Genomic DNA, 19,029 nt, shown 5'->3' on the forward strand with positions numbered 1-19,029 from the left:
GATGAAACCTCATGCCACGGCGTATAGCCAACGCCTGTTGCGCGGTCAGACGCCCTCTTACGAACGCTTGCAGGCGCGCCTGGCCGAAGACGGCAGCGAACTGGGCGCCGCACCGATTGCCGTGCATTGCGGCTGGGGCCGGTTGCTGATCGGCCACACGTTTCCCGATCCGGCGAGCCTCGCCCAGGAGTTGCTCAATGAGCAGCCGGGTGAGCGTGACATCGCCCTATACGTCGCCGCGCCCCAGCAAGTGTTGGGGCTGGAGCCCGCGCAGCTGTTTCTCGACCCGTCCGACACGTTGCGCTTGTGGTTCAGCGATTACCGACAGGCGACCCGCGTGTTCCGCGGTTTTCGCATTCGACGCGCGCAAAGCGATGCGGACTGGCAGGCGATCAATCAGCTGTATCAGGCGCGCGGCATGTTGCCGATCGACGCCAATCTGCTGACTCCGCGTCATCTGGGCGGTCCGGTGTATTGGCTCGCCGAAGACGAGGACAGCGGCGCGATCATCGGCAGCGTCATGGGCCTCAATCACCACAAGGCGTTCAACGATCCGGAAAACGGCAGCAGCCTCTGGTGCCTGGCCGTCGACCCGCACTGTTCGCGGCCCGGCGTCGGCGAAGTGCTGGTACGGCATTTGATCGAGCACTTCATGAGCCGTGGGCTGAGTTACCTCGATCTGTCAGTGCTGCATGACAACCGCCAGGCGAAAAGTCTTTACGCCAAGCTCGGCTTTCGCAACCTGTCGACCTTTGCGATCAAGCGCAAGAACGGGATCAATCAGCCGTTGTTTCTTGGCCCAGGTCCCGAAGCCGAATTCAATCCGTATGCGCGGATCATCGTCGATGAGGCCCATCGGCGCGGCATCGAAGTACAGGTCGATGACGCCGAAGCGGGCTTGTTCACCCTGATCCATGGCAGTCGGAGGGTCCGTTGCCGTGAGTCGCTGAGCGACCTGACCAGTGCCATCAGCATGACGTTGTGCCAGGACAAGAGCCTGACCCACAAGGTCCTGAAAAATGCCGGCCTGAACCTGCCGGCGCAACAACTGGCGGGCAATGCCGACGACAATCTGGCCTTTCTCGACGAGCACCAACGGGTGGTGGTCAAGCCCTTGGATGGCGAACAGGGCGAAGGGGTGGCGGTGGATTTGCGGACGATCGAAGAGGTGCAGCAAGCCATCGAATCCGCCCGCCAGTTCGACAGCCGCGTGTTGCTGGAAAGTTTCCACGAAGGCCTTGACCTGCGGATTCTGGTAATCGGTTTTGAAGTGGTCGCTGCGGCGATTCGCCGGCCGGCGGAAGTGGTGGGCGATGGGCAGCATTCCATCGGCGCGTTGATCGAAGCCCAGAGTCGGCGACGGCAGGCGGCCACCAGCGGTGAAAGCAAGATCCCGCTGGACGCTGAAACCGAGCGAACGTTGAAGGCGGCCGGGTACGACTACAGCAGTATTCTGCCGGCGGGCGAGCATCTGTTCGTACGGCGAACGGCGAATCTTCATACCGGCGGCATTCTTGAGGATGTCACGGCGATCCTGCATCCGACGCTGATGGATGCCGCGGTGCGCGCGGCGCGGGCGCTGGACATTCCGATGGTCGGACTCGACCTGATGGTGCCGGCGGCGGATCAACCGGAGTACGTGTTTATCGAAGCCAATGAGCGCGCCGGGTTGGCCAACCATGAACCGCAGCCGACGGCCGAGCGGTTTGTGGATTTGTTGTTTGCGCACAGTCAGCCGGCCATTCCCTAATCATGTGTTGTCTGGGCTGACGCTTTCGCGGGCAAGCCCGCTCCCACAGGTTATGCGCGATCCCTGTGGGAGCGGGCTTGCCCGCGATGACGTCAGACCGGGCACCACAAACTCATTCAGGAGTTTCCATGACCAGCAAAATCCCCGAACCGGATCTCAACTACCTGCAAAAAGTCCTGCTGGAAATGCTCGCCATTCCCAGCCCCACCGGATTCACCGATACCATCGTGCGTTATGTCGCCGAACGCCTTGAAGAATTGGGCATTCCCTTCGAGATGACCCGCCGCGGCACGATCCGCGCCACGCTCAAGGGCAAGAAAAACAGCCCGGACCGCGCCGTTTCCGCTCACCTCGACACCATTGGCGCCGCCGTTCGCGCCGTCAAAGACAATGGCCGCCTGACCCTGGCGCCGGTCGGCTGCTGGTCAAGCCGTTTCGCCGAAGGCAGCCGCGTCAGCCTGTTCACCGACAACGGCGTCATCCGCGGCAGTGTGTTGCCGCTGATGGCCTCCGGGCACGCGTTCAACACCGCGGTGGATGAAATGCCGATCAGTTGGGATCACATCGAACTGCGCCTCGACGCCTATTGCGCCACCCGCGCCGATTGCGATTCCCTGGGGATCAGCGTTGGCGATTTCGTGGCGTTCGACCCGTTGCCGGAGTTCACCGAAAGCGGCCACATCAGTGCCCGTCACCTCGACGACAAGGCCGGCGTTGCCGCCTTGCTGGCGGCGTTGAAAGCCATCGTCGACAGCGGCGAAGAACTGCTGATCGACTGCCATCCGCTGTTCACCATCACCGAGGAAACCGGCAGCGGTGCGGCGGCGGCGCTCCCTTGGGACGTCAGCGAATTCGTCGGCATCGACATTGCGCCGGTTGCGCCCGGCCAGCATTCCAGCGAACACGCCGTCAGCGTGGCGATGCAGGATTCCGGTGGGCCGTATGACTATCACTTGTCCCGGCACCTGTTGCGGCTGGCCAGCGACAACGAGCTGCCGGCGCGCCGCGACCTGTTCCGCTATTACTTCAGCGATGCGCATTCGGCGGTCACCGCCGGCCATGACATCCGCACCGCCCTGCTCGCCTTTGGCTGCGACGCCACTCACGGCTACGAACGCACGCACATCGACAGCCTCGCCGCCCTCAGTCGTCTGCTCGGCGCCTACATTCTCAGCCCGCCGGTGTTCGCCAGCGATGCACAGCCTGCGAAGGGTTCGCTGGACCGGTTCAGTCATCAGATCGAACATGAGACGCAGATGGAAAGCGATACGCGGGTGCCGTCGGTGGACAGCCTCGTTGGACAGCGGTCCGAGAGCTGATCCTGGATTGTCGTCGTCTGACCTGGCGCCTTCGCGGGCAAGCCCGCTCCCACATTTGACCGGGTTCTTCCATCAGAAATGCGATCGAATGTGGGAGCGGGCTTGCTCGCGAAGGCGCCGGACCGGACAACACATTAGCCTGAAGCTAGCCGCAACCTCCCATTCGCCGTAGCATCGCGCCCATTGTTTAGCCGAGGTGCCTATGCTGATTCCCCACGACCAACTTGAAGTCGACACCCTGACCCGCCTGATCGAGGATTTCGTGACCCGTGACGGCACCGACAACGGCGATGACACGCCGCTGGAAACCCGCGTATTACGGGTTCGCCAGGCGTTGACCAAGGGCCAGGCGCTGATTGTCTTCGATCCGGAAAGCGAGCAGTGCCAGTTGATGCTCAAACACGACGTGCCCAAGCACCTGTTTGACTGACGCCTTCAACGTGCCTTGGTTTTTGCCAGTTTGACCTGGATGCGTTCGTAGACCTCGGCCCGGTGCACGTTGACGTTCTGCGGTGCCTCGACACCGAAGCGCACGCTATTCCCGTTGACGGCAACAATGCGCACGGAAATGGTGTCACCGATGGAAATCATTTCACCCACAACGCGGCTGAGTACAAGCATGGCATTCGTCCTTCAGGGTTATCGAACCCTGAAGATGCCCGGTGCACGGCGGGCCTTCAATGCAGCGCGAGCAAAACAGTCCTGCCCTACAACCCTATGCGAACACCTCTTTAGGAAACGTCCGACAAACCGTGGAAACACGCGTCAGGAAGCCGAAAAACGCGGACCGAACAGGATGACGCTCGCACCGATCACGCACAGCGCCACGCCAATCCAGTCCGAACCCAGCGGACGAATTCGTTCGACCACCGCCAGCCACCCAATCGACGCAATGATGTAGATGCCACCGTAGGCGGCATAGGCGCGCCCGGCGTAGTTCGCCTCGACACGGGTCAACAGCAGTGCGAACAAGGTCAGGCTGAGCAACGCCGGCACGACCCACCAGACGCTTTTTCCCTGGCGCAACCACATCCAGAAGGCGAAGCAGCCGGCGATTTCAAACAGGGCGGCGAGAAAAAACCACAGGTAATTGAGCATGCAAAGTGTCTCGCGAGGATGACCGATGGCGGCCACCCTAGCGATCACGTTGCCAGCGGGCAAGTTCAGCCTGCGGTCTGTTTGGCCTTGGCGCGCATTTTATCGGCCATGACCGTCATTTCATCGTAGAGCAGTTGCGGATTCTTCTGCTTGAGCGCCCACGCCATGCGGCCCTGTTCGTGGGGCAGGATCATGAATTCACCGGCGACCACGTGCTGATAGATGTAGTCGGCAATGTCGGTCGCGGTGATCGGCGAGCTTTCCAACAGTTTGCCGACCTGGGCTTTCATGGCCGGCGTCGGGCCGCGGAAGGAGTCCAGCAGGTTGGTCTGGAAGAACGAAGGGCACACCACGTGCACGCCGATTTCCTGCTGCGCGAGTTCGATCAGCAGGCTTTCCGACAATGCCACCACGCCGGCCTTGGCCACGTTGTAGTTGCTCATGGCCGGGCCTTGCATCAACGCGGCCATCGACGCGATGTTGATGATCTTGCCTTTGCTTTTTTCCAGCAGCGGCAGGAACGCCTTGCAGCCTTTGACCACGCCCATCAGGTTAATCGCGATCTGCCAGTCCCAGTCTTCCAGGGACAGTTCGCTGAAGAACCCGCCCGAGGCGACGCCGGCGTTGTTGACGATGACATCGATGCCACCGAGTTTCACTTCACAGGCCTGGGCGAAAGCGGTGAGCTGACTGTAATCACGCACGTCGCAGCGCTGGATAAAACCGTCGCCGCCGGCCTCGCGAACCAGCTTCAGGGTTTCCTGCAGACCAGGCTCGCTGACATCCGACAAGGCCAGTTGCCAGCCTTCACGCGCCCAGCGCAGCGCGATTTCGCGACCCAGGCCCGAGCCCGCGCCAGTGATCATCATGCGATTTTGCATAGCAAACAGCCTTGTTGTTCCGGGGAAGATGCGTCGAGTGTAGCGAAGGACACCGCCCAACCCACGCTCCATCAGATTGCTGAATGGCCTGAGCAAACCGCGCCAGCGGGCGGATCAACTAAACCCTCTAAAAAGAAATAAGCCTGTCTTCGAAAAACATTAAAAAAACTTGGAATTTTCTTTCAATCGCGAGAGTCGGACTTTGTAAGCAGCTTGGTTTTTTGCAGTCCAGCTGAACGTTAAACGCCAGGTAATTCCAGAACACTTCCAACAAGGAAATAGACATGGGCACAATTTTAATCATTATCCTGATCCTCCTGCTGGTAGGCGGCCTGCCGGTCTTTCCACACTCCAGAAGTTGGGGTTATGGCCCGTCGGGTATCATCGGCGTGGTGTTGGTGGTGCTGTTGATCCTGCTGTTACTCGGCAAGATATAAAGAGTTAACAGGCAAAAAAAAGAGGCCCTTCAAGGGCCTCTTTTTTATTGCGCCGAAAACTTAGTCCGGCTTGCCGTCAACCACACCGGCGGTGTTGTCGATCAGGCTTTTGGTCGCCGTCTGGATGAACGACTCGAGTTTCTGCTTGAGCGCCGCTTCGTCAGCCGATGCCGGGATCACTTCACCTTTCGGGGTAGCGCCCAGTTCGTATTGATACAGCTTCGGCGGCATCTCTTTGGGCAGTACCAACACGCGGTCTGCGGTCAGCAACGCTACGGTCTGATCACTACCCGACGGTTTGATCACGCCGAAACCCTTGTCGCCTTCCGGCAGGTTCAGCAAGTCACGGCCCCAGCACTGGTGGATCACGTCGCCACCGATACGGCCCATGATGGTCGGCACGATGTCGATCTGGGTGCCCACGGTGTGGTCGACCTGGCCGAACTTGTCCTGCACGCCCGGCCCGATCAGCAACATCGGTACGTTGAAACGGCCTAGGTCCATTTCCGTGATCTGCTGTTCATTGCCGAAACCGTGGTCACCGACGACCACGAACAGGGTTTCCTTGAAGTAAGGCTCCTTGCGCGCCTTCTCGAAGAACTGACCCAGTGCCCAGTCGGAGTAACGCATGGCGGTCAAATGTTCGTTGAGGCTGCCACGGTCGGTCACGCGCTCGACCGGCAACGGTGTCGGCAAAGCGTATGGCGTGTGGTTGGACAGGGTTTGCAGCAAGGCATAGAACGGTTTTTTGTCCTTGCCGTCGCGGGCCTTCAACTCTTCCAGGCCACGGTTGAACATGTCCTGGTCGGACACGCCCCAGGTCGGGTCGGAGAACACCGGGTTAACGAAGTCGTTACGCCCGATGAAATTGGTCATGCCCTGGTTACTGAAGAAGCCCGACTGGTTGTCCCAGGCGAAGTCGCCGTTGTAGACATACACATCGTCGTAGTCACGGGCGCTGAGCAATTGCGGCAGGCCAGACAGCTTGTGGCTGCCTTCCGGCGTTTGCATCAGGTATTCGAAACCCGGCAGGTTCGGGAAGCAAGCCATGGTGGCGAACATGCCCTGATGGGTATGCGTGCCGTTGGAGAAGAAGCGGTCGAACAACAGGCCTTCTTTCGACAGCTTGTCGAAGTATGGCGTGACGTTGCCCGGACGCCCCAGCGCGCCCACCGAGTGACCGGCGAAGCTTTCCATCAGGATCACGACGACGTTCTTGATCGGCAGGGTTTTGTCGGCATTCGGGGTGTAGTTGCGGCGAACGGCGGCCGTTTCAGGGTCGACCAGTTTGTCGCTGGGTGTCAGCAACATGTCACGCACGGTCTGCTGGGCCAGGGGCTGTTCCAGTGTGGCTTTCCAGATGTTGTCGCGTTCTTCGGACATCCGGCTCTTGGCTGCCGCGATCAGCGACAGGGTACCGTTGAGGCCCAACTGGTTGGCGAAGTTCGAGTCGGTGGTGTAGACATCACCCCAACGCAGTGGCGGACCTTGGCGCAGGGTGCCGCGAGCCGCGACTACGCAGACCAGCAAACACACCACGAACACGGCGATGCGCGCGTACCACGGGGCGATCTGGCGAGTGCCGATGCTGCCGCCGCTGAACGGACCGCGAGGACGGGTTGCACGATCGGCGCCCTTGAACGCCAGGGTCAGGATCAAGGTGCCCACGGCCCAGGCCAGCAGGTAGCGAACCACCGGGAAACCGTACCAGAGCATGCTCATCACGGTTTTCGGGTCTTCTTTCACATACTGGAAGACCAGGCCGTTGAGGCGTTGGTGGAATTCGCGGTAGAAGTCCATCTCCATCAGGCCGAGGAACAACGCGATGCTCGAAGCGATGGTCAGCCAGAAACGGAAGAACCCGCGAGCAGCCATGGCACGGGCGCTGAATAGGGCCAACAACAGCGGAATGCTGAGGTAGACCACCAGGCGCAGGTCGAAACGCAGACCGTTGGCGAACGCTTCGAAAAAGGTCGACGCCGGGGTGTCGAGGATCATCTCGCGGTTGTAGACCAGCAGCGCCACGCGCAGCAGGCTGAACATGACCATCATGACCAGGGCACACAGTAGCGTGTAGGCCAGATGCGATTTGACGGTCGGTTGCAGCAGGCGACTGGAAGATCGCTGCTGACTCAGGGCGTCCGGGATTGCCATGTCGTTTTAGGACCCATTGGAAGTTGAAGTTTCAAAAATACAGCTGCGCCCTGCCCTCTGTTGGCCAGTTCTCGGCCCCGGGGTTTGCGCGGTGCGCAAATGTTGCACGATCAATCGCGGCATTGCCATTGATTACTGACCTGCACGGCTGGCGCGGGCGAATTGTCTTGGAGGCTTTGTGAAAATTTCGTGCAACGCATATTCGGAAACATAAAAAAGATCAGCGAGTAGCTGTATTTGGAGATGTTTTCTATCGTGGGCATATCCGTTTTTTAGTGATGGCTGATATTGGTTCCGCCCTTACGGCGGGTTACTTGGAAAAGCGCCAAGTAACCAAGCGCTTTTGCCCCTTTCGTTCGGTGCCTCGCTAAGGCTCGGCATGCCCTCCTTCCGGTCCTGCTCCGTGGGCCCGCCGCCATCGGCCATCCATGGCCGGGGGCGGCTAACCCGGCATCCATGCCGGGTTGCCCACTGCGCAGAACCTCCACTCGGCCTCTCGAGGGGGCGACTACCGCCAATGCAACCGAGGCGGCCTACCGGCCGGCCTGGCTCTTTGATGGTACGCATTCCCCTGTGGGAGCTGGCTTGCCAGCGATGGACGTTAACGATGACGCGTGCAGTCTGAATGAACGCGGTGTCTGGGCGTTCATCGCTGGCAAGCCAGCTCCCACAGGGATTGTGGTGGTCATGACATGGGTGTTCACCGCCGATGATCCTGACGAACTTCAGGCCGGCTATCAGGCCGCCTCGCCTTGGTTTTTGATCTTGATCTGCCCCGTCGGAAGGCCGAGCGCAGGTTCTGCGCAGTGGGCAACCCGGCATGGATGCCGGGTTAGCCGCCCCCGGCCATGGATGGCCGATGGCGGCGGGCCCACGGAGCAGGACCGGAGCGAGGGAATGGCGAGCCCAGGCGAGCCACCGTACGTCAGGGGCGCTGGGCGCTTGGTTACTTGGCGCTTTTCCAAGTGACCCGCTGTAAGAGCGGAACCAACATCAGCCATCACCAAAAAAACGGATATGCCCACCAACCCCAACGAAACAATTACTTCTCAGCCCGCTCCTTCAACGCCTTCAAAGTATTAAACGGCGCATCAACCACAAACTTGTTGGCCACCATCGAAGGAATGCTCCCACCCGGCTCAGTGTGAACCTGATAAGTCACTTCAATCTGGTCACCCTTGGGCACCAACTTCCAGAACCCCTCAACCTTGGTAACCCGCACGAACCCTTTCTCTTCGGGAATGTACTTCGGCACACCTTCGAGCTTACGGGTCAGACTGCCATCGGCACCTTCAGTGGTGGTGATATGCAGCACCGAATCACGCGCAGTCACCGGCCATGGCGTATTGAACTGAGTGTAAGTCCAGCTCTGGTCGCCTTCATGCTTGAGCAGCTTCTGCATTTTGCACTCATGAATCCAGGTGCAGGCGCCCGCCACGTCTTCCTGGAGTGCGCGCAGTTTGGCCATGGTGGTTTTCATCAGGGTAACGCCCTGATAAGCCTTGTAGTCAGAACCGGCCACCTCACTCAAGGACACCTTGATGCCGTCTTCATTCTTGGCCACCTTCCAGTCTTCGGCCTGTGCGGCGGAAGTCGCCAACACCACCGTCAAACCACACAACACAGCCATACGATGCAGCGAACCCATAGTCTTATTCCTTGTTGTTGAAGTTCCGTTCGTAGAACACATCACGCAGCCGTCATTTGCTCCCACCAGCCCAGCAGCCTGATCGCTTCGTCACTGCTGCTTCCGCAGACTTCGACGTCAGCTTCGAACGCCGAACACACGGCAGGACGTTCCGGTTGGCCGAAAATATTGCACAGGTTTTCGACAGAGAGTTGTACGCAACGTTCTCCGGCGGCTTTGCCATTGGGCATGCCGGGAATCGGTGAACTGATGGAAGGGGCAATGCAACAGGCGCCACAGCCTTCACGGCATTTCATGACGACGAGCTCCTCGCGAAGGGCGATGTGTTAAAGGACGGGGCACAGAGTAACCGCTAAAACAGTTGTTTTAAATTACCGAAGACCGGGTTTTTACGCTCAAACGAACGTGACTGACCAGTCTCCGACAAAGCGTCTGGCGAACGGGTCACAGAGGGGAAGAAATTATCGCTTGAACTCAAATTCCAGCGCGGCGCCTTCAACGTCACGGCGCTCTTCGTTGCGCAATTGCAACTTCATTTCGTTGCTGATCAGTCGCCCGTTGAGCTGAAAGGGAGAGCTGCCGGCCTTTTCGCCGAACATTTGCGGCAACACGGCATCGTGCCGGGGCAAGGGAACTGTGCCGACCGGCTTTAACTCTTCGGCCATCTCCTCGGGCAGACTCAAATCCAGGTCCACCGGAGGCAGTTGGGTTTTCACGACCTCGCTGGCAGGTTTTGACTTGGAGGCAATGGGCGGACGCTTTTTCGCCTTGGCCACGTTCTTTTTGGCCGGTGCGGCTTTCTTGACCGGTGCGGCTTTTTTCGAAGCCGTGCTCGTCGCGGGTTTTTCCGGAACGGAAGCCGCCATGACGCTTTCCGCTGGGAAGGTCATCAACAGGCAGATCGACAGCCAGAAGGCGGAAAAAATCGGTTTCATGGACCCAACGGAGCTAACGGCACTATCGGCGGTGGCATATGCTCGCTTGTTGGACGCGACATGACAAGCTCGGGCAGGAATTACCCGCCCGCCCCCTCAAAAGCCGCCGGCCATCTCCTGGCAAAGTTGCGTGGCGAGCATTCCCAGGGTCATCAGCGCACGCTCGGCTTCGCGGTTCCAGGGCGTACCGCAGTTGAGCCGGATGCAGTGATTGAACTGCTCGGTGTTACTGAAAATCAGCCCCGGCGCAATGCTGATGCCTTGCTGCAACGCCCGTACGTGCAGTTCTTGCGTGTTGACCCGGCCAGGCAGGCTCACCCACAGAATGAAACCGCCGGTCGGCCGCGTCATTTGCGTGCCTTCCGGGAAATACTGCTGAACCGCGAGCTGGAAAGCGCTGAGGTTCTTGCGGTACTCCTGACGGATGTAGCGCAGATGCCGGTCGTAACCGCCATTTTCCAGATACGCCGCAATGCCCATCTGCGTGACACTGCAGGCGGAATGCGTGCTGAAGGTCTGCAGGCGCTGGATTTCCTGCTGGTATTTGCCCGCGATCATCCAGCCGATCCGCACGCCCGGTGACAGGGTCTTGGAGAAGCTTGAGCAATAGATCACCCGATCCAGCCGGTCGTAGGCCTTGAGCGATTTGGTGCGGCCCTGCTCGAACATCAGTTCGCCGTAGATATCGTCCTCGACCACTTGAATATCGAAATCCGAGGCCAGGCGCAGCAGTTGTTTCTGCCGCTCTTCGGGCATGGTGCCCCCCAGCGGATTGCTCAGGCGCGTGGTCAGCACCAGAGCCTTGATCGACCATTGGTTGGCCGCCAGTTGCAGGGCTTCAAGGCTCATGCCGGTGGCCGGATCGCTGGGGATCTCGATGACTTTGAGGCCCAGCAGGTCGGCCAGTTGCAACAAACCGTAATAGGTCGGCGACTCGGCGGCGATCAGATCGCCCGGCCGGGTCAGCACGCGCAGGGACATCTGCAAGGCATCGACACAGCCGTGAGTGATCACCACTTCGGACGGATCGACCACTACGCCGGCGTCGCGCATACGAATGGCCACCTGGCGGCGCAGCGGCTCGAAACCGGGGCTGAACATGTAGCTGAAGGCGCGCGGGCTATGGAATCGGGTGACCTTGGCCAATTGCTGATGCAGCGCACGTACCGGCAGGTAATCGACGCTCGGCACCGCCGCGCCCAAGGGGAACACGCCCTCGCGGCGGGACTCGACTAATACTTGCTGAATGATGCTGCTGCGGGTGACCAGACCAGGGCGCTCGACCCGGGCGATGTCCGGCGTCGGTGCCGTCAGCGCAGGCGTCTGGTGCACGTAATAACCCGACTGCGGACGGGCACGGATCAGCCCCTGATCCTCGAGGTTGGCGTAAGCCTGCAACACCGTGGCATGACTGACGTTGAGCTGCGAGCTCATCTTGCGCACCGAAGGCACGCGCTCCCCCGGTTGATAGACACCACGACGGATGTCTTCGGCCAGTTGTTGAGCAATACGTTGGTAGAGCAGGAGATTGGTCATGACGCAGCACTCGATTTCACGGGCATTTTATTCTTGTGTGAAACAATACCGGAACAGTTTAGAAGTGTACGGGGACAGTTGACACAATAGTCGACCGTACAGTGCAGTGTCAGCAAAAACTGTACTGTTTTTTACTGAAAGCGTGCGGCAATCGGCAGGCAAAAAAAACCCGGCGCTGACGGGCAGGCCGGGTTTTCCAGTGACGCAGCCCTTAGCGGGCAGCACCCAGCTGGCCTTTTTCGTCGGAGAACACAATTTCCACCCGCCGATTCTGCGCACGCCCCCGTTCGGAAGCGTTCGCGTCCACCGGGTATTCGTCGCCATACCCTTCGACCTGGATGCGTTTATCGTCGATGCCCAGGTCCATCAGCACATCGGCCACCGATTGCGCACGGTCACGGGACAACTTGAGGTTTTCCTGCTTGCCACCGGTACTGTCGGCGTAGCCTTCGATGCGTACGACGCGCTTGGGGTTGAGCTGCAGGAACTGCACGATCTTCAACACCACGCGGTTCGCCGAGTTTTTCAATTCCGCTTCGCCGGTATCAAACAACACGTCGCCCAGGGTCATCACCAGGCCACGGTCGGTCTGGGTGGTTGCGAGCGCGACAATCTGTTCTTCGAGCCACTTGCCCTGCTGCTGCACGCTGAGCAACTTGGATTCGCGCAAGGCCAGTTGCAGGCGCTGACGCTCGAGTTCGAGCTTCGCCGCGCGCTCTTCGTTGAGCACCTGATTGGTGTGCTCCCGGGCAATTTCGCTGTAGCGCTGGCTCAGGTAGGCGTAATGCACCACGTCCGAACCGCTGCCCCAGTAGCTGGAAAGGCGATCGGCACGGGCCAGGGACTCACCGGCGCGAATCACGTCTTTGGGCGCGATACGCAGCACGTTGGAATCTTCCTTGACCTTCTGGAAGTCGGCACCGGCGTTTTGCAACGCGGTTTCGCTGTGCTGGCCGGCGCAGCCATACAGGCTGGCGCAACCCGCCAGGATCAATCCGCCGATGGAGCTGGACTTGAGGCTCATTTGGCATCTCCCACTTGCTTGCGCAGACGGGTGATGCGGGTATTGAGCACGTTCAGCTGCTCCTCGCTTTTAAGGGTCAGGACCTTGGCTTCGGCCAGGCGCGCATCGAGCTCGGCCTGTTCAGCGCGCATCCGCGCATGCTTGTAGGACTGATCGGCCATGTCGCCCTGGGCACGACTGAACTTGTCTTCGGCCAGTTTCAGTTCCGGCACTTCGTCGGCAGTGGCGCCCACGGCTTTGGCTTGTATCAATGCCTGTTCGGTCAAGCGTATTTGTTCATTCGGCGCCGGATCGGCTGCACAACCCGCCAGAGCCAGAACGGCCAGGGCAGCGAAAAGAGGTCGAATACTCACTAAAAATCCCTACTGTTTTGGGGTACTGGCGGGTTGCTGCTGTTGCTGTTGCTGCGCTTTCCAACGCTCGATGTTGCGTTGCAGCACAGCTTCCGTCAGTCCGGACGCGGGCAATTCTGTCATCTTTTTGGCCAGCTGTCCGCGCAACCACGGATCGTTGCACGCGGAGTTATGGGAAACCGCGAGGAACAGGCCGGGTTTGTCGACCGGTTGTGGACGCGCCACCAGATCGTTGGCCATGCTCAGTGCCTGCGCGGCCGCCATGCCGGAATAGCGTCCCGCGAGAACAAATTCCACCTCGCCCAACAGCAATTTCTGAAAGGCCTGGGTGAGGTTTGGCGTACGGGTGAGGGTCAATTGCTGCTCGGCGAACGTACCAAATGCCGTGGTCATCCGAGACTTTTCCGACACTGCGCCGGGATGACCGTGGAGGTCCTGGGCGTCGTTGTAGACCAGAGACGAATCTTTTCGGGTCCAGACGAGGTAATCGTTTTCCAGCAACGGCGGATGAATGTAATCCAGGGTTTCCAGTTCGCTGACCGTCAACGGCGCATCCGCCAGCATGTCCATGCGCCCGCTGCGCACTTCATCGAGGGCCTGGGAGCGCTTGCCGGCGTACAGCAACTCGACCTTGATGCCCAACTCCCCCGCCACGTGCTGCAACAAATCGGCACTGGCGCCGATCAGGTGCTTGGGGTTTTGCGGGTCTTGCCACAGGTACGGCGGCGCATCGGGGCTGCCGGTGACCACCAGGCGTTCGCACTTGCCCGCGGCAACGGACAGTGTTGGCAACACCGTCAGGCCCAGCAGCAATGACCAACCGAACACTCGGCGCAAATCCATGGCGACACTCCCCCACTCAAATCCAGAACAAAAAAAAGCCCGACCAAAAGGTCGGGCTCTTTATAGGTCAAGCCGCTGGTTTAGACCAGCTTCTCGAACTCAGGGATGGCTTCGAACAGGTCCGCCACCAGGCCGTAATCGGCCACCTGGAAGATCGGCGCTTCTTCGTCCTTGTTGATCGCAACGATCACTTTGGAGTCTTTCATGCCGGCCAGGTGCTGGATCGCGCCGGAGATACCGACGGCGATGTACAGCTGTGGAGCAACGATCTTGCCGGTCTGACCGACCTGCATGTCGTTGGGTACGAAACCTGCGTCGACCGCGGCGCGGGAAGCACCGACGGCAGCGCCCAACTTGTCGGCCAGGGCGTACAGGTGTTTGAAGTTGTCGCCGTTCTGCATGCCGCGACCGCCGGAAACGACGATCTTGGCAGCGGTCAGTTCCGGACGATCGGACTTGGCCAGTTCTTCGCCAACGAAGCTCGAGGTGCCAGCGTTGTGCGCAGCAGCAACCGCTTCAACGGCAGCCGAACCACCTTCAGCAGCCACCGGGTCGAAACCGGTGGCACGCACGGTGATCACCTTGATCGCAGCGTTCGATTGAACGGTAGCGATGGCGTTACCGGCGTAGATCGGGCGCTTGAACGTGTCAGCGCTTTCGACCGAGATGATCTCGGAGATCTGGTCAACGTCCAGCTGAGCGGCAACGCACGGCAGGATGTTTTTGCCGTTGGAGGTCGCGGCAGCCAGGATGTGGCTGTAGCCAGCGCCCAGCTCGGCCACCAGCGGTGCTACGTTTTCCGGCAACTGGTGAGCGTAGGCGGCGTTGTCGGCCACCAGCACTTTAGCCACGCCAGCGATTTTCGCAGCGGCTTCAGCCACGGCGCCAGCGCCTTGACCAGCAACCAGTACGTGGATGTCGCCGCCGATTTTCGCAGCAGCCGCCACGGTGTTCAGCGTGGCCGGGGCCAGTACTTTGTTGTCGTGTTCAGCAATAACCAAGATAGTCATTTAGATTACCTTCGCTTCGTTTTTCAGTTTCTCGACCAGTTCAGCCACCGACTTGACCTTGATACCCGCGCTGCGTGCAGCCGGCGCTTCGACTTTCACGGTCTTGTTGGTGGAGGCGGTGGAAACGCCCAAAGCGTCCGGAGTCAGCACTTCGAGAGGCTTCTTCTTGGCTTTCATGATGTTTGGCAGGGACGCGTAGCGCGGCTCGTTCAAACGCAGGTCGGTGGTGACGATGGCCGGCAGTTTCAGGGAAACCGTCTGCGCGCCGCCGTCGATTTCGCGGGTCACGGCAACGCTGTCGCCGGACACTTCGACTTTCGAAGCGAAAGTGCCCTGACCGTAGCCGCTCAATGCAGCGAGCATCTGGCCAGTCTGGTTGTTGTCGCTGTCGATGGCTTGTTTGCCAAGGATCACCAGCTGCGGCTGTTCCTTGTCGACAACAGCTTTCAGCAGCTTGGCAACGGCCAGGGAAGTCAGATCTTCAGCGGATTCGACGAGGATGGCGCGGTCGGCACCCAGAGCCAGCGCGGTGCGCAGTTGCTCTTGAGCGGTGGACGGGCCGACGGAAACGACGACGATTTCAGTCGCAACACCTTTCTCTTTCAGGCGTACGGCTTCTTCCACGGCGATTTCGCAGAACGGGTTCATCGACATCTTCACGTTAGCGAGGTCGACGCCGGAATTGTCCGCCTTGACGCGAACCTTGACGTTGTAATCCACAACGCGTTTGACAGCTACAAGAACCTTCATGGATTCCTCGTTACTCTCCGGTGAAAAGAAAGTCGCCTAGGCGAACCTGGCGGTTGATGCTCATCGGGCGCAAGGGCACCTCTAAAAACGCCGGCCTATGTATCAAGGGAACATCGCTCATGATGTTGACGGCCGTTCGTCAGTGGTGACCGACAAGTCATTCAATATCGCGGCGTGTAAACTGCGCGCCAACACTGCGCTGCGCATCACCTTGTACTGCCATCGCCCTGTCTTTAGAGGTGCTCTTGAAACCAACAGTCAGCCTACGGCGAGCGCAAAACCGACCGTATCTTGACCGGAACGCCTATTCCGGTCAATACGGCAAAATAGCCGTTCATAAGCCGCGTGACTTTGATTTCTCTGGCTTTGAGCCAATTCAAACAAACGTTTGTATTGGACGCTAGGAGTGGTGTAGATATAATGCGCCACCCAGAGAGAAAGGTGGTTCATCGATTGTCCTCTTCCCCGCTCGCGCAGGGATTCATGGATGCGACACCAAACCTCCAATTAGAAAAAAAACTGTTGAGCCTTGAGTAGGAGATAGCCTGTGGAACGCGAATACATGGAATTCGACGTCGTCATCGTCGGTGCCGGCCCCGCTGGTCTTTCCGCCGCCTGCCGCTTGAAGCAGAAGGCTGCTGAAGCCGGTAAGGAAATCAGCGTCTGCGTGGTCGAAAAAGGCTCCGAAGTCGGTGCTCACATTCTGTCCGGTGCCGTGTTCGAACCACGCGCCCTGAACGAATTGTTCCCGGACTGGAAAGAACTCGGCGCCCCGCTGAACACGCCAGTGACCCGCGACGACATCTTCGTTCTCAAGAACGCCGACAGCGCGCAGAAAATTCCTGACCTCTTTGTGCCCAAGACCATGCACAACGAAGGCAACTACATTATCTCCCTGGGTAACCTGTGCCGCTGGCTGGCTCAGCAGGCCGAAAACCTGGGTGTGGAAATCTACCCGGGCTTCGCGGCTCAGGAAGCACTGTTCGACGAGAACGGCGTGGTTCGCGGGATCATCACCGGTGACCTGGGCGTTGACCGCGAAGGCCATCCGAAAGAAGGCCTGTACACCCCGGGCATGGAACTGCGCGGTAAGTACACGCTGTTCGCCGAAGGCTGCCGTGGCCACATCGGCAAGCAGCTGATCAAGCGCTTCAACCTCGACAGCGAAGCCGACGCCCAGCACTACGGCATCGGCCTGAAGGAAATCTGGGAAATCGACCCGGCCAAGCATCAGCCAGGCCTGGTGGTCCACACCGCCGGTTGGCCGCTGGACATCATGGGCACCGAGAACACCGGCGGCTCGTTCCTCTATCACCTGGAAAACAACCAGGTCGTTGTCGGTCTGATCGTCGACCTTTCCTATAGCAACACCTACCTGTCGCCGTTCGACGAGTTCCAGCGCCTCAAGCATCACCCGGTGCTCAAGCAGTACCTGGAAGGCGGCAAGCGCATCAGCTACGGCGCGCGGGCCATCTGCAAAGGCGGCCTGAACTCGCTGCCGAAAATGGTGTTCAAGGGCGGCGCGCTGATCGGTTGCGACCTCGGTACCCTGAACTTCGCCAAGATCAAAGGCAGCCACACCGCGATGAAGTCCGGCATGCTCGCCGCTGAATCCGTGGCCGAGGCGCTGTTCGCCGAGAAAGACGGCACCGAAGAGCTGACCACCTACGTCGATGCGTTCAAGAAGAGCTGGCTCTACGACGAACTGTTCGCCAGCCGCAACTTCGGCCCGGCGATCCACAAGTTCGGCGCCATCGTCGGCGGCGGTTTCAACTGGCTGGACCAGAACATCTTCGGCGGCAAACTGCCGTTCACCCTGCATGACACCAAGCCGGATTACGCTTGCCTGAAACTGGCGGCAGACTGCAAGAAGATCGACTACCCGAAACCGGACGGCAAGATCAGCTTCGACAAACTCAGCTCGGTGTTCATCTCCGGTACCAACCATGAAGAAGAACAGCCTTGCCACTTGAAGCTGACCGATCCGAGCATCCCGATCGCCAAGAACCTGCCGATGTACGATGAGCCCGCCCAGCGTTACTGCCCGGCCGGCGTGTATGAAGTGGTGACCAAGGAAGACGGCGAGAAGCGCTTCCAGATCAACGCCCAGAACTGCGTTCACTGCAAGACCTGCGACATCAAGGACCCTGCACAGAACATCACCTGGGTGGCACCGGAAGGTGCCGGCGGCCCGACTTACCCGAACATGTAAGTTGAATCGCTGAACACAAAGGCTCCCGAACGGGGGCCTTTTTGTTGCCTGCAATTTATGTACTGCTGAAGATCCAATGTGGGAGCGGGCTTGCTCGCGAATACGGTTGATCCTTCGACATTTATATTGACTGACACACCGCTTTCGCGAGCAAGCCCGCTCCCACAGGGATTTTCGGTGGATCAGGCCGCGCGTTCATCCCCCGGATTGCGCTCGAAGTAGCGCTTGTACTCGCGACTGAACTGCGACGTGCTCTGATACCCCACCCGATGCGCCACTTGCGCCACGCCCAGTCCCTCGCCCAGCAACAACTGCTGAGCCCTGAGCAACCGCAAGCGTTTCAAATACTGCACCGGTGACAACAAGGTGCTGCGCTTGAAATGCTCGTGAAAGGTCGACGCGCTCATGTTCGCGCAACTGGCCAGGGTTTCCACATTCAATGGCTCGGTGTAATGCGCATGCAGATGACTCAGCGATGCCGCGATCCGGGCGAATTGCCCCTGCTGTTCCACCAATGCCCGTAACACGTCGGCCTGTGGCCCGCGCAAGGCGACGAACAACAACTCACGCAAACGTGCCTGGCCCATGATCTGGCATTCCAGCGGATCGTGCAGGCAGCGCAGCAATCGCTCCACGCAACCGCGCATCGCATCGTCGAGCACCGCCGAGGTCATGGACTCTGGCGTTTGCGCCGCAATATCACGCGCCGGCACCAGCCCCATGGCCAGGACCAACTCACCGAGCAACACCCGGTCGATGGCGATGGATATCCCCAACATCGGCCCATCCGGCGCCGAAAAAGTCTCGCACTCAAAAGGCACCGGCAATGCCTGAATCAGGTAATGCCCGGCACCATATTCCAGCGTCCGCGGCCCCAGGTACGCCAGTTTGCTGCCTTGGGCGATGATGACCAGGCTCGGCTCATAGATCTGCGGACCACGGGCCACGTCACAACTGGCGCGCAAAACCTGCACACCCGGCAACGCCGTGGGGGCGAAACCGTCACGCGTCGTCAGCGGCTGGATCAGTGAAACCAGAGTGGCATTGGCATCGAGATGACGGGTCAACAACATGGAGTT

19 protein-coding genes and 1 pseudogene are annotated in these 19,029 nt (G+C 59.6%); 6 read left to right on the forward strand and 14 right to left on the reverse strand.

Features of this window, described 5'->3' with window-relative positions:
* Nucleotide 1 precedes the first annotated feature (1 nt).
* The 3 genes and pseudogenes from ngg to J2Y86_RS09985 all read left to right on the forward strand — a co-directional run bounded on the left by ngg (nt 2) and on the right by J2Y86_RS09985 (nt 3,499).
* The gene (gene ngg / locus J2Y86_RS09975; RefSeq protein ID WP_253430375.1) at nt 2-1,750 is read left to right on the forward strand and encodes an N-acetylglutaminylglutamine synthetase; all 1,749 of its coding nucleotides are present in this window, start codon (nt 2-4) and stop codon (nt 1,748-1,750) included.
* Between the two features lie 128 nt (nt 1,751-1,878).
* Nucleotides 1,879-3,076: pseudogene (locus tag J2Y86_RS09980) on the forward strand (osmoprotectant NAGGN system M42 family peptidase); the annotation flags it as partial.
* A gap of 195 nt (nt 3,077-3,271) precedes the next feature.
* A complete protein-coding gene (locus tag J2Y86_RS09985) occupies nt 3,272-3,499 on the forward strand; it encodes a YheU family protein (protein ID WP_003199186.1) in 228 nt (75 codons plus the stop codon).
* Nucleotides 3,500-3,504: 5 nt separating this feature from the next.
* Here J2Y86_RS09985 and csrA read toward each other — a convergent pair whose 3' ends face one another.
* From csrA to J2Y86_RS10000, 3 genes are all read right to left on the reverse strand, one after another.
* Nucleotides 3,505-3,690 (reverse strand): carbon storage regulator CsrA, encoded by a 186-nt coding sequence (gene csrA, locus J2Y86_RS09990; RefSeq protein ID WP_253430381.1) that lies wholly within the window; start codon nt 3,688-3,690, stop codon nt 3,505-3,507.
* 144 nt (nt 3,691-3,834) lie between these two features.
* Entirely contained in the window at nt 3,835-4,167 is a 333-nt protein-coding gene (locus J2Y86_RS09995) for a YnfA family protein (RefSeq protein WP_253430383.1), read from the reverse strand.
* 65 nt (nt 4,168-4,232) lie between these two features.
* Entirely contained in the window at nt 4,233-5,048 is an 816-nt protein-coding gene (locus tag J2Y86_RS10000) for an SDR family oxidoreductase (RefSeq protein WP_253430386.1), read from the reverse strand.
* A 278-nt stretch (nt 5,049-5,326) separates the two neighbouring features.
* Here J2Y86_RS10000 and J2Y86_RS10005 point away from each other — a divergent pair, with 278 nt between their 5' ends.
* Nucleotides 5,327-5,485 carry a DUF3309 family protein gene (locus J2Y86_RS10005; protein ID WP_174602692.1) on the forward strand — a complete coding sequence of 53 codons (159 nt, stop codon included), beginning with the start codon at nt 5,327-5,329 and terminating at the stop codon, nt 5,483-5,485.
* A gap of 60 nt (nt 5,486-5,545) precedes the next feature.
* On the opposite strand, the gene J2Y86_RS10010 is transcribed toward J2Y86_RS10005, so the two are convergent.
* The 4 genes from J2Y86_RS10010 to J2Y86_RS10025 all read right to left on the reverse strand — a co-directional run bounded on the left by J2Y86_RS10010 (nt 5,546) and on the right by J2Y86_RS10025 (nt 10,177).
* Nucleotides 5,546-7,639, reverse strand: coding sequence for an LTA synthase family protein (locus tag J2Y86_RS10010; protein WP_253430389.1), 2,094 nt, complete (start codon nt 7,637-7,639; stop codon nt 5,546-5,548).
* A 1,042-nt stretch (nt 7,640-8,681) separates the two neighbouring features.
* On the reverse strand, nt 8,682-9,287 hold the full coding sequence (locus tag J2Y86_RS10015) for an START domain-containing protein (protein ID WP_253430391.1): 606 nt from the start codon (nt 9,285-9,287) through the stop codon (nt 8,682-8,684).
* Nucleotides 9,288-9,328: 41 nt separating this feature from the next.
* Entirely contained in the window at nt 9,329-9,583 is a 255-nt protein-coding gene (locus tag J2Y86_RS10020) for a YkgJ family cysteine cluster protein (RefSeq protein ID WP_253430394.1), read from the reverse strand.
* Nucleotides 9,584-9,748: 165 nt separating this feature from the next.
* Nucleotides 9,749-10,177, reverse strand: a complete 429-nt coding sequence (locus J2Y86_RS10025; RefSeq protein WP_253440201.1) for a translation initiation factor 2 — start codon at nt 10,175-10,177, stop codon at nt 9,749-9,751.
* On the opposite strand from J2Y86_RS10025, the gene J2Y86_RS30180 reads away from it, so the two are divergent.
* The gene (locus J2Y86_RS30180; RefSeq protein ID WP_301309042.1) at nt 10,152-10,286 is read left to right on the forward strand and encodes a hypothetical protein; all 135 of its coding nucleotides are present in this window, start codon (nt 10,152-10,154) and stop codon (nt 10,284-10,286) included. The genes J2Y86_RS10025 and J2Y86_RS30180 overlap by 26 nt on opposite strands.
* Nucleotides 10,287-10,318: 32 nt before the next feature.
* Here J2Y86_RS30180 and J2Y86_RS10030 read toward each other — a convergent pair whose 3' ends face one another.
* The 6 genes from J2Y86_RS10030 to J2Y86_RS10055 all read right to left on the reverse strand — a co-directional run bounded on the left by J2Y86_RS10030 (nt 10,319) and on the right by J2Y86_RS10055 (nt 15,738).
* On the reverse strand, nt 10,319-11,758 hold the full coding sequence (locus tag J2Y86_RS10030) for a PLP-dependent aminotransferase family protein (RefSeq protein ID WP_253430397.1): 1,440 nt from the start codon (nt 11,756-11,758) through the stop codon (nt 10,319-10,321).
* 211 nt (nt 11,759-11,969) lie between these two features.
* Entirely contained in the window at nt 11,970-12,782 is an 813-nt protein-coding gene (locus J2Y86_RS10035; protein ID WP_253430400.1) for an OmpA family protein, read from the reverse strand.
* Nucleotides 12,779-13,135, reverse strand: coding sequence for a DUF4398 domain-containing protein (locus J2Y86_RS10040; RefSeq protein WP_253430405.1), 357 nt, complete (start codon nt 13,133-13,135; stop codon nt 12,779-12,781). Before J2Y86_RS10040 ends, J2Y86_RS10035 begins: the two co-directional genes overlap by 4 nt.
* Nucleotides 13,136-13,144: 9 nt before the next feature.
* Complete coding sequence (locus J2Y86_RS10045) at nt 13,145-13,978, reverse strand: substrate-binding periplasmic protein (RefSeq protein ID WP_253430408.1); 834 nt, start codon at nt 13,976-13,978, stop codon at nt 13,145-13,147.
* An 80-nt stretch (nt 13,979-14,058) separates the two neighbouring features.
* Nucleotides 14,059-14,988 carry an electron transfer flavoprotein subunit alpha/FixB family protein gene (locus J2Y86_RS10050; RefSeq protein WP_253430411.1) on the reverse strand — a complete coding sequence of 310 codons (930 nt, stop codon included), beginning with the start codon at nt 14,986-14,988 and terminating at the stop codon, nt 14,059-14,061.
* Nucleotides 14,989-15,738 carry an electron transfer flavoprotein subunit beta/FixA family protein gene (locus J2Y86_RS10055; RefSeq protein ID WP_017340080.1) on the reverse strand — a complete coding sequence of 250 codons (750 nt, stop codon included), beginning with the start codon at nt 15,736-15,738 and terminating at the stop codon, nt 14,989-14,991.
* A 547-nt stretch (nt 15,739-16,285) separates the two neighbouring features.
* Between J2Y86_RS10055 and J2Y86_RS10060 the strand changes: the two genes are divergently transcribed.
* Nucleotides 16,286-17,950, forward strand: coding sequence for an electron transfer flavoprotein-ubiquinone oxidoreductase (locus J2Y86_RS10060; RefSeq protein ID WP_084323004.1), 1,665 nt, complete (start codon nt 16,286-16,288; stop codon nt 17,948-17,950).
* 182 nt (nt 17,951-18,132) lie between these two features.
* Here J2Y86_RS10060 and J2Y86_RS10065 read toward each other — a convergent pair whose 3' ends face one another.
* The gene (locus tag J2Y86_RS10065; protein WP_253430414.1) at nt 18,133-19,023 is read right to left on the reverse strand and encodes an AraC family transcriptional regulator; all 891 of its coding nucleotides are present in this window, start codon (nt 19,021-19,023) and stop codon (nt 18,133-18,135) included.
* Nucleotides 19,024-19,029: the final 6 nt, after the last annotated feature.

The sequence above is a fragment of the Pseudomonas migulae genome (genome assembly GCF_024169315.1).
Taxonomy (GTDB): Bacteria; Pseudomonadota; Gammaproteobacteria; order Pseudomonadales; family Pseudomonadaceae; genus Aquipseudomonas; species Aquipseudomonas migulae_B.

What these genes read in the sequence shown, in the direction of transcription:
- ngg (WP_253430375.1), top strand. Translation starts at nt 2, where the DNA reads ATGAAACCTCATGCCACGGCGTATAGCCAACGCCTGTTGCGCGGTCAG.
- J2Y86_RS09985 (WP_003199186.1), top strand. Translation starts at nt 3,272, where the DNA reads ATGCTGATTCCCCACGACCAACTTGAAGTCGACACCCTGACCCGCCTG.
- csrA (WP_253430381.1), bottom strand. Translation starts at nt 3,690, where the DNA reads ATGCTTGTACTCAGCCGCGTTGTGGGTGAAATGATTTCCATCGGTGAC.
- J2Y86_RS09995 (WP_253430383.1), bottom strand. Translation starts at nt 4,167, where the DNA reads ATGCTCAATTACCTGTGGTTTTTTCTCGCCGCCCTGTTTGAAATCGCC.
- J2Y86_RS10000 (WP_253430386.1), bottom strand. Translation starts at nt 5,048, where the DNA reads ATGCAAAATCGCATGATGATCACTGGCGCGGGCTCGGGCCTGGGTCGC.
- J2Y86_RS10010 (WP_253430389.1), bottom strand. Translation starts at nt 7,639, where the DNA reads ATGGCAATCCCGGACGCCCTGAGTCAGCAGCGATCTTCCAGTCGCCTG.
- J2Y86_RS10015 (WP_253430391.1), bottom strand. Translation starts at nt 9,287, where the DNA reads ATGGGTTCGCTGCATCGTATGGCTGTGTTGTGTGGTTTGACGGTGGTG.
- J2Y86_RS10020 (WP_253430394.1), bottom strand. Translation starts at nt 9,583, where the DNA reads ATGAAATGCCGTGAAGGCTGTGGCGCCTGTTGCATTGCCCCTTCCATC.
- J2Y86_RS30180 (WP_301309042.1), top strand. Translation starts at nt 10,152, where the DNA reads ATGACGCTTTCCGCTGGGAAGGTCATCAACAGGCAGATCGACAGCCAG.
- J2Y86_RS10025 (WP_253440201.1), bottom strand. Translation starts at nt 10,177, where the DNA reads ATGACCTTCCCAGCGGAAAGCGTCATGGCGGCTTCCGTTCCGGAAAAA.
- J2Y86_RS10030 (WP_253430397.1), bottom strand. Translation starts at nt 11,758, where the DNA reads ATGACCAATCTCCTGCTCTACCAACGTATTGCTCAACAACTGGCCGAA.
- J2Y86_RS10035 (WP_253430400.1), bottom strand. Translation starts at nt 12,782, where the DNA reads ATGAGCCTCAAGTCCAGCTCCATCGGCGGATTGATCCTGGCGGGTTGC.
- J2Y86_RS10045 (WP_253430408.1), bottom strand. Translation starts at nt 13,978, where the DNA reads ATGGATTTGCGCCGAGTGTTCGGTTGGTCATTGCTGCTGGGCCTGACG.
- J2Y86_RS10050 (WP_253430411.1), bottom strand. Translation starts at nt 14,988, where the DNA reads ATGACTATCTTGGTTATTGCTGAACACGACAACAAAGTACTGGCCCCG.
- J2Y86_RS10055 (WP_017340080.1), bottom strand. Translation starts at nt 15,738, where the DNA reads ATGAAGGTTCTTGTAGCTGTCAAACGCGTTGTGGATTACAACGTCAAG.
- J2Y86_RS10065 (WP_253430414.1), bottom strand. Translation starts at nt 19,023, where the DNA reads ATGTTGTTGACCCGTCATCTCGATGCCAATGCCACTCTGGTTTCACTG.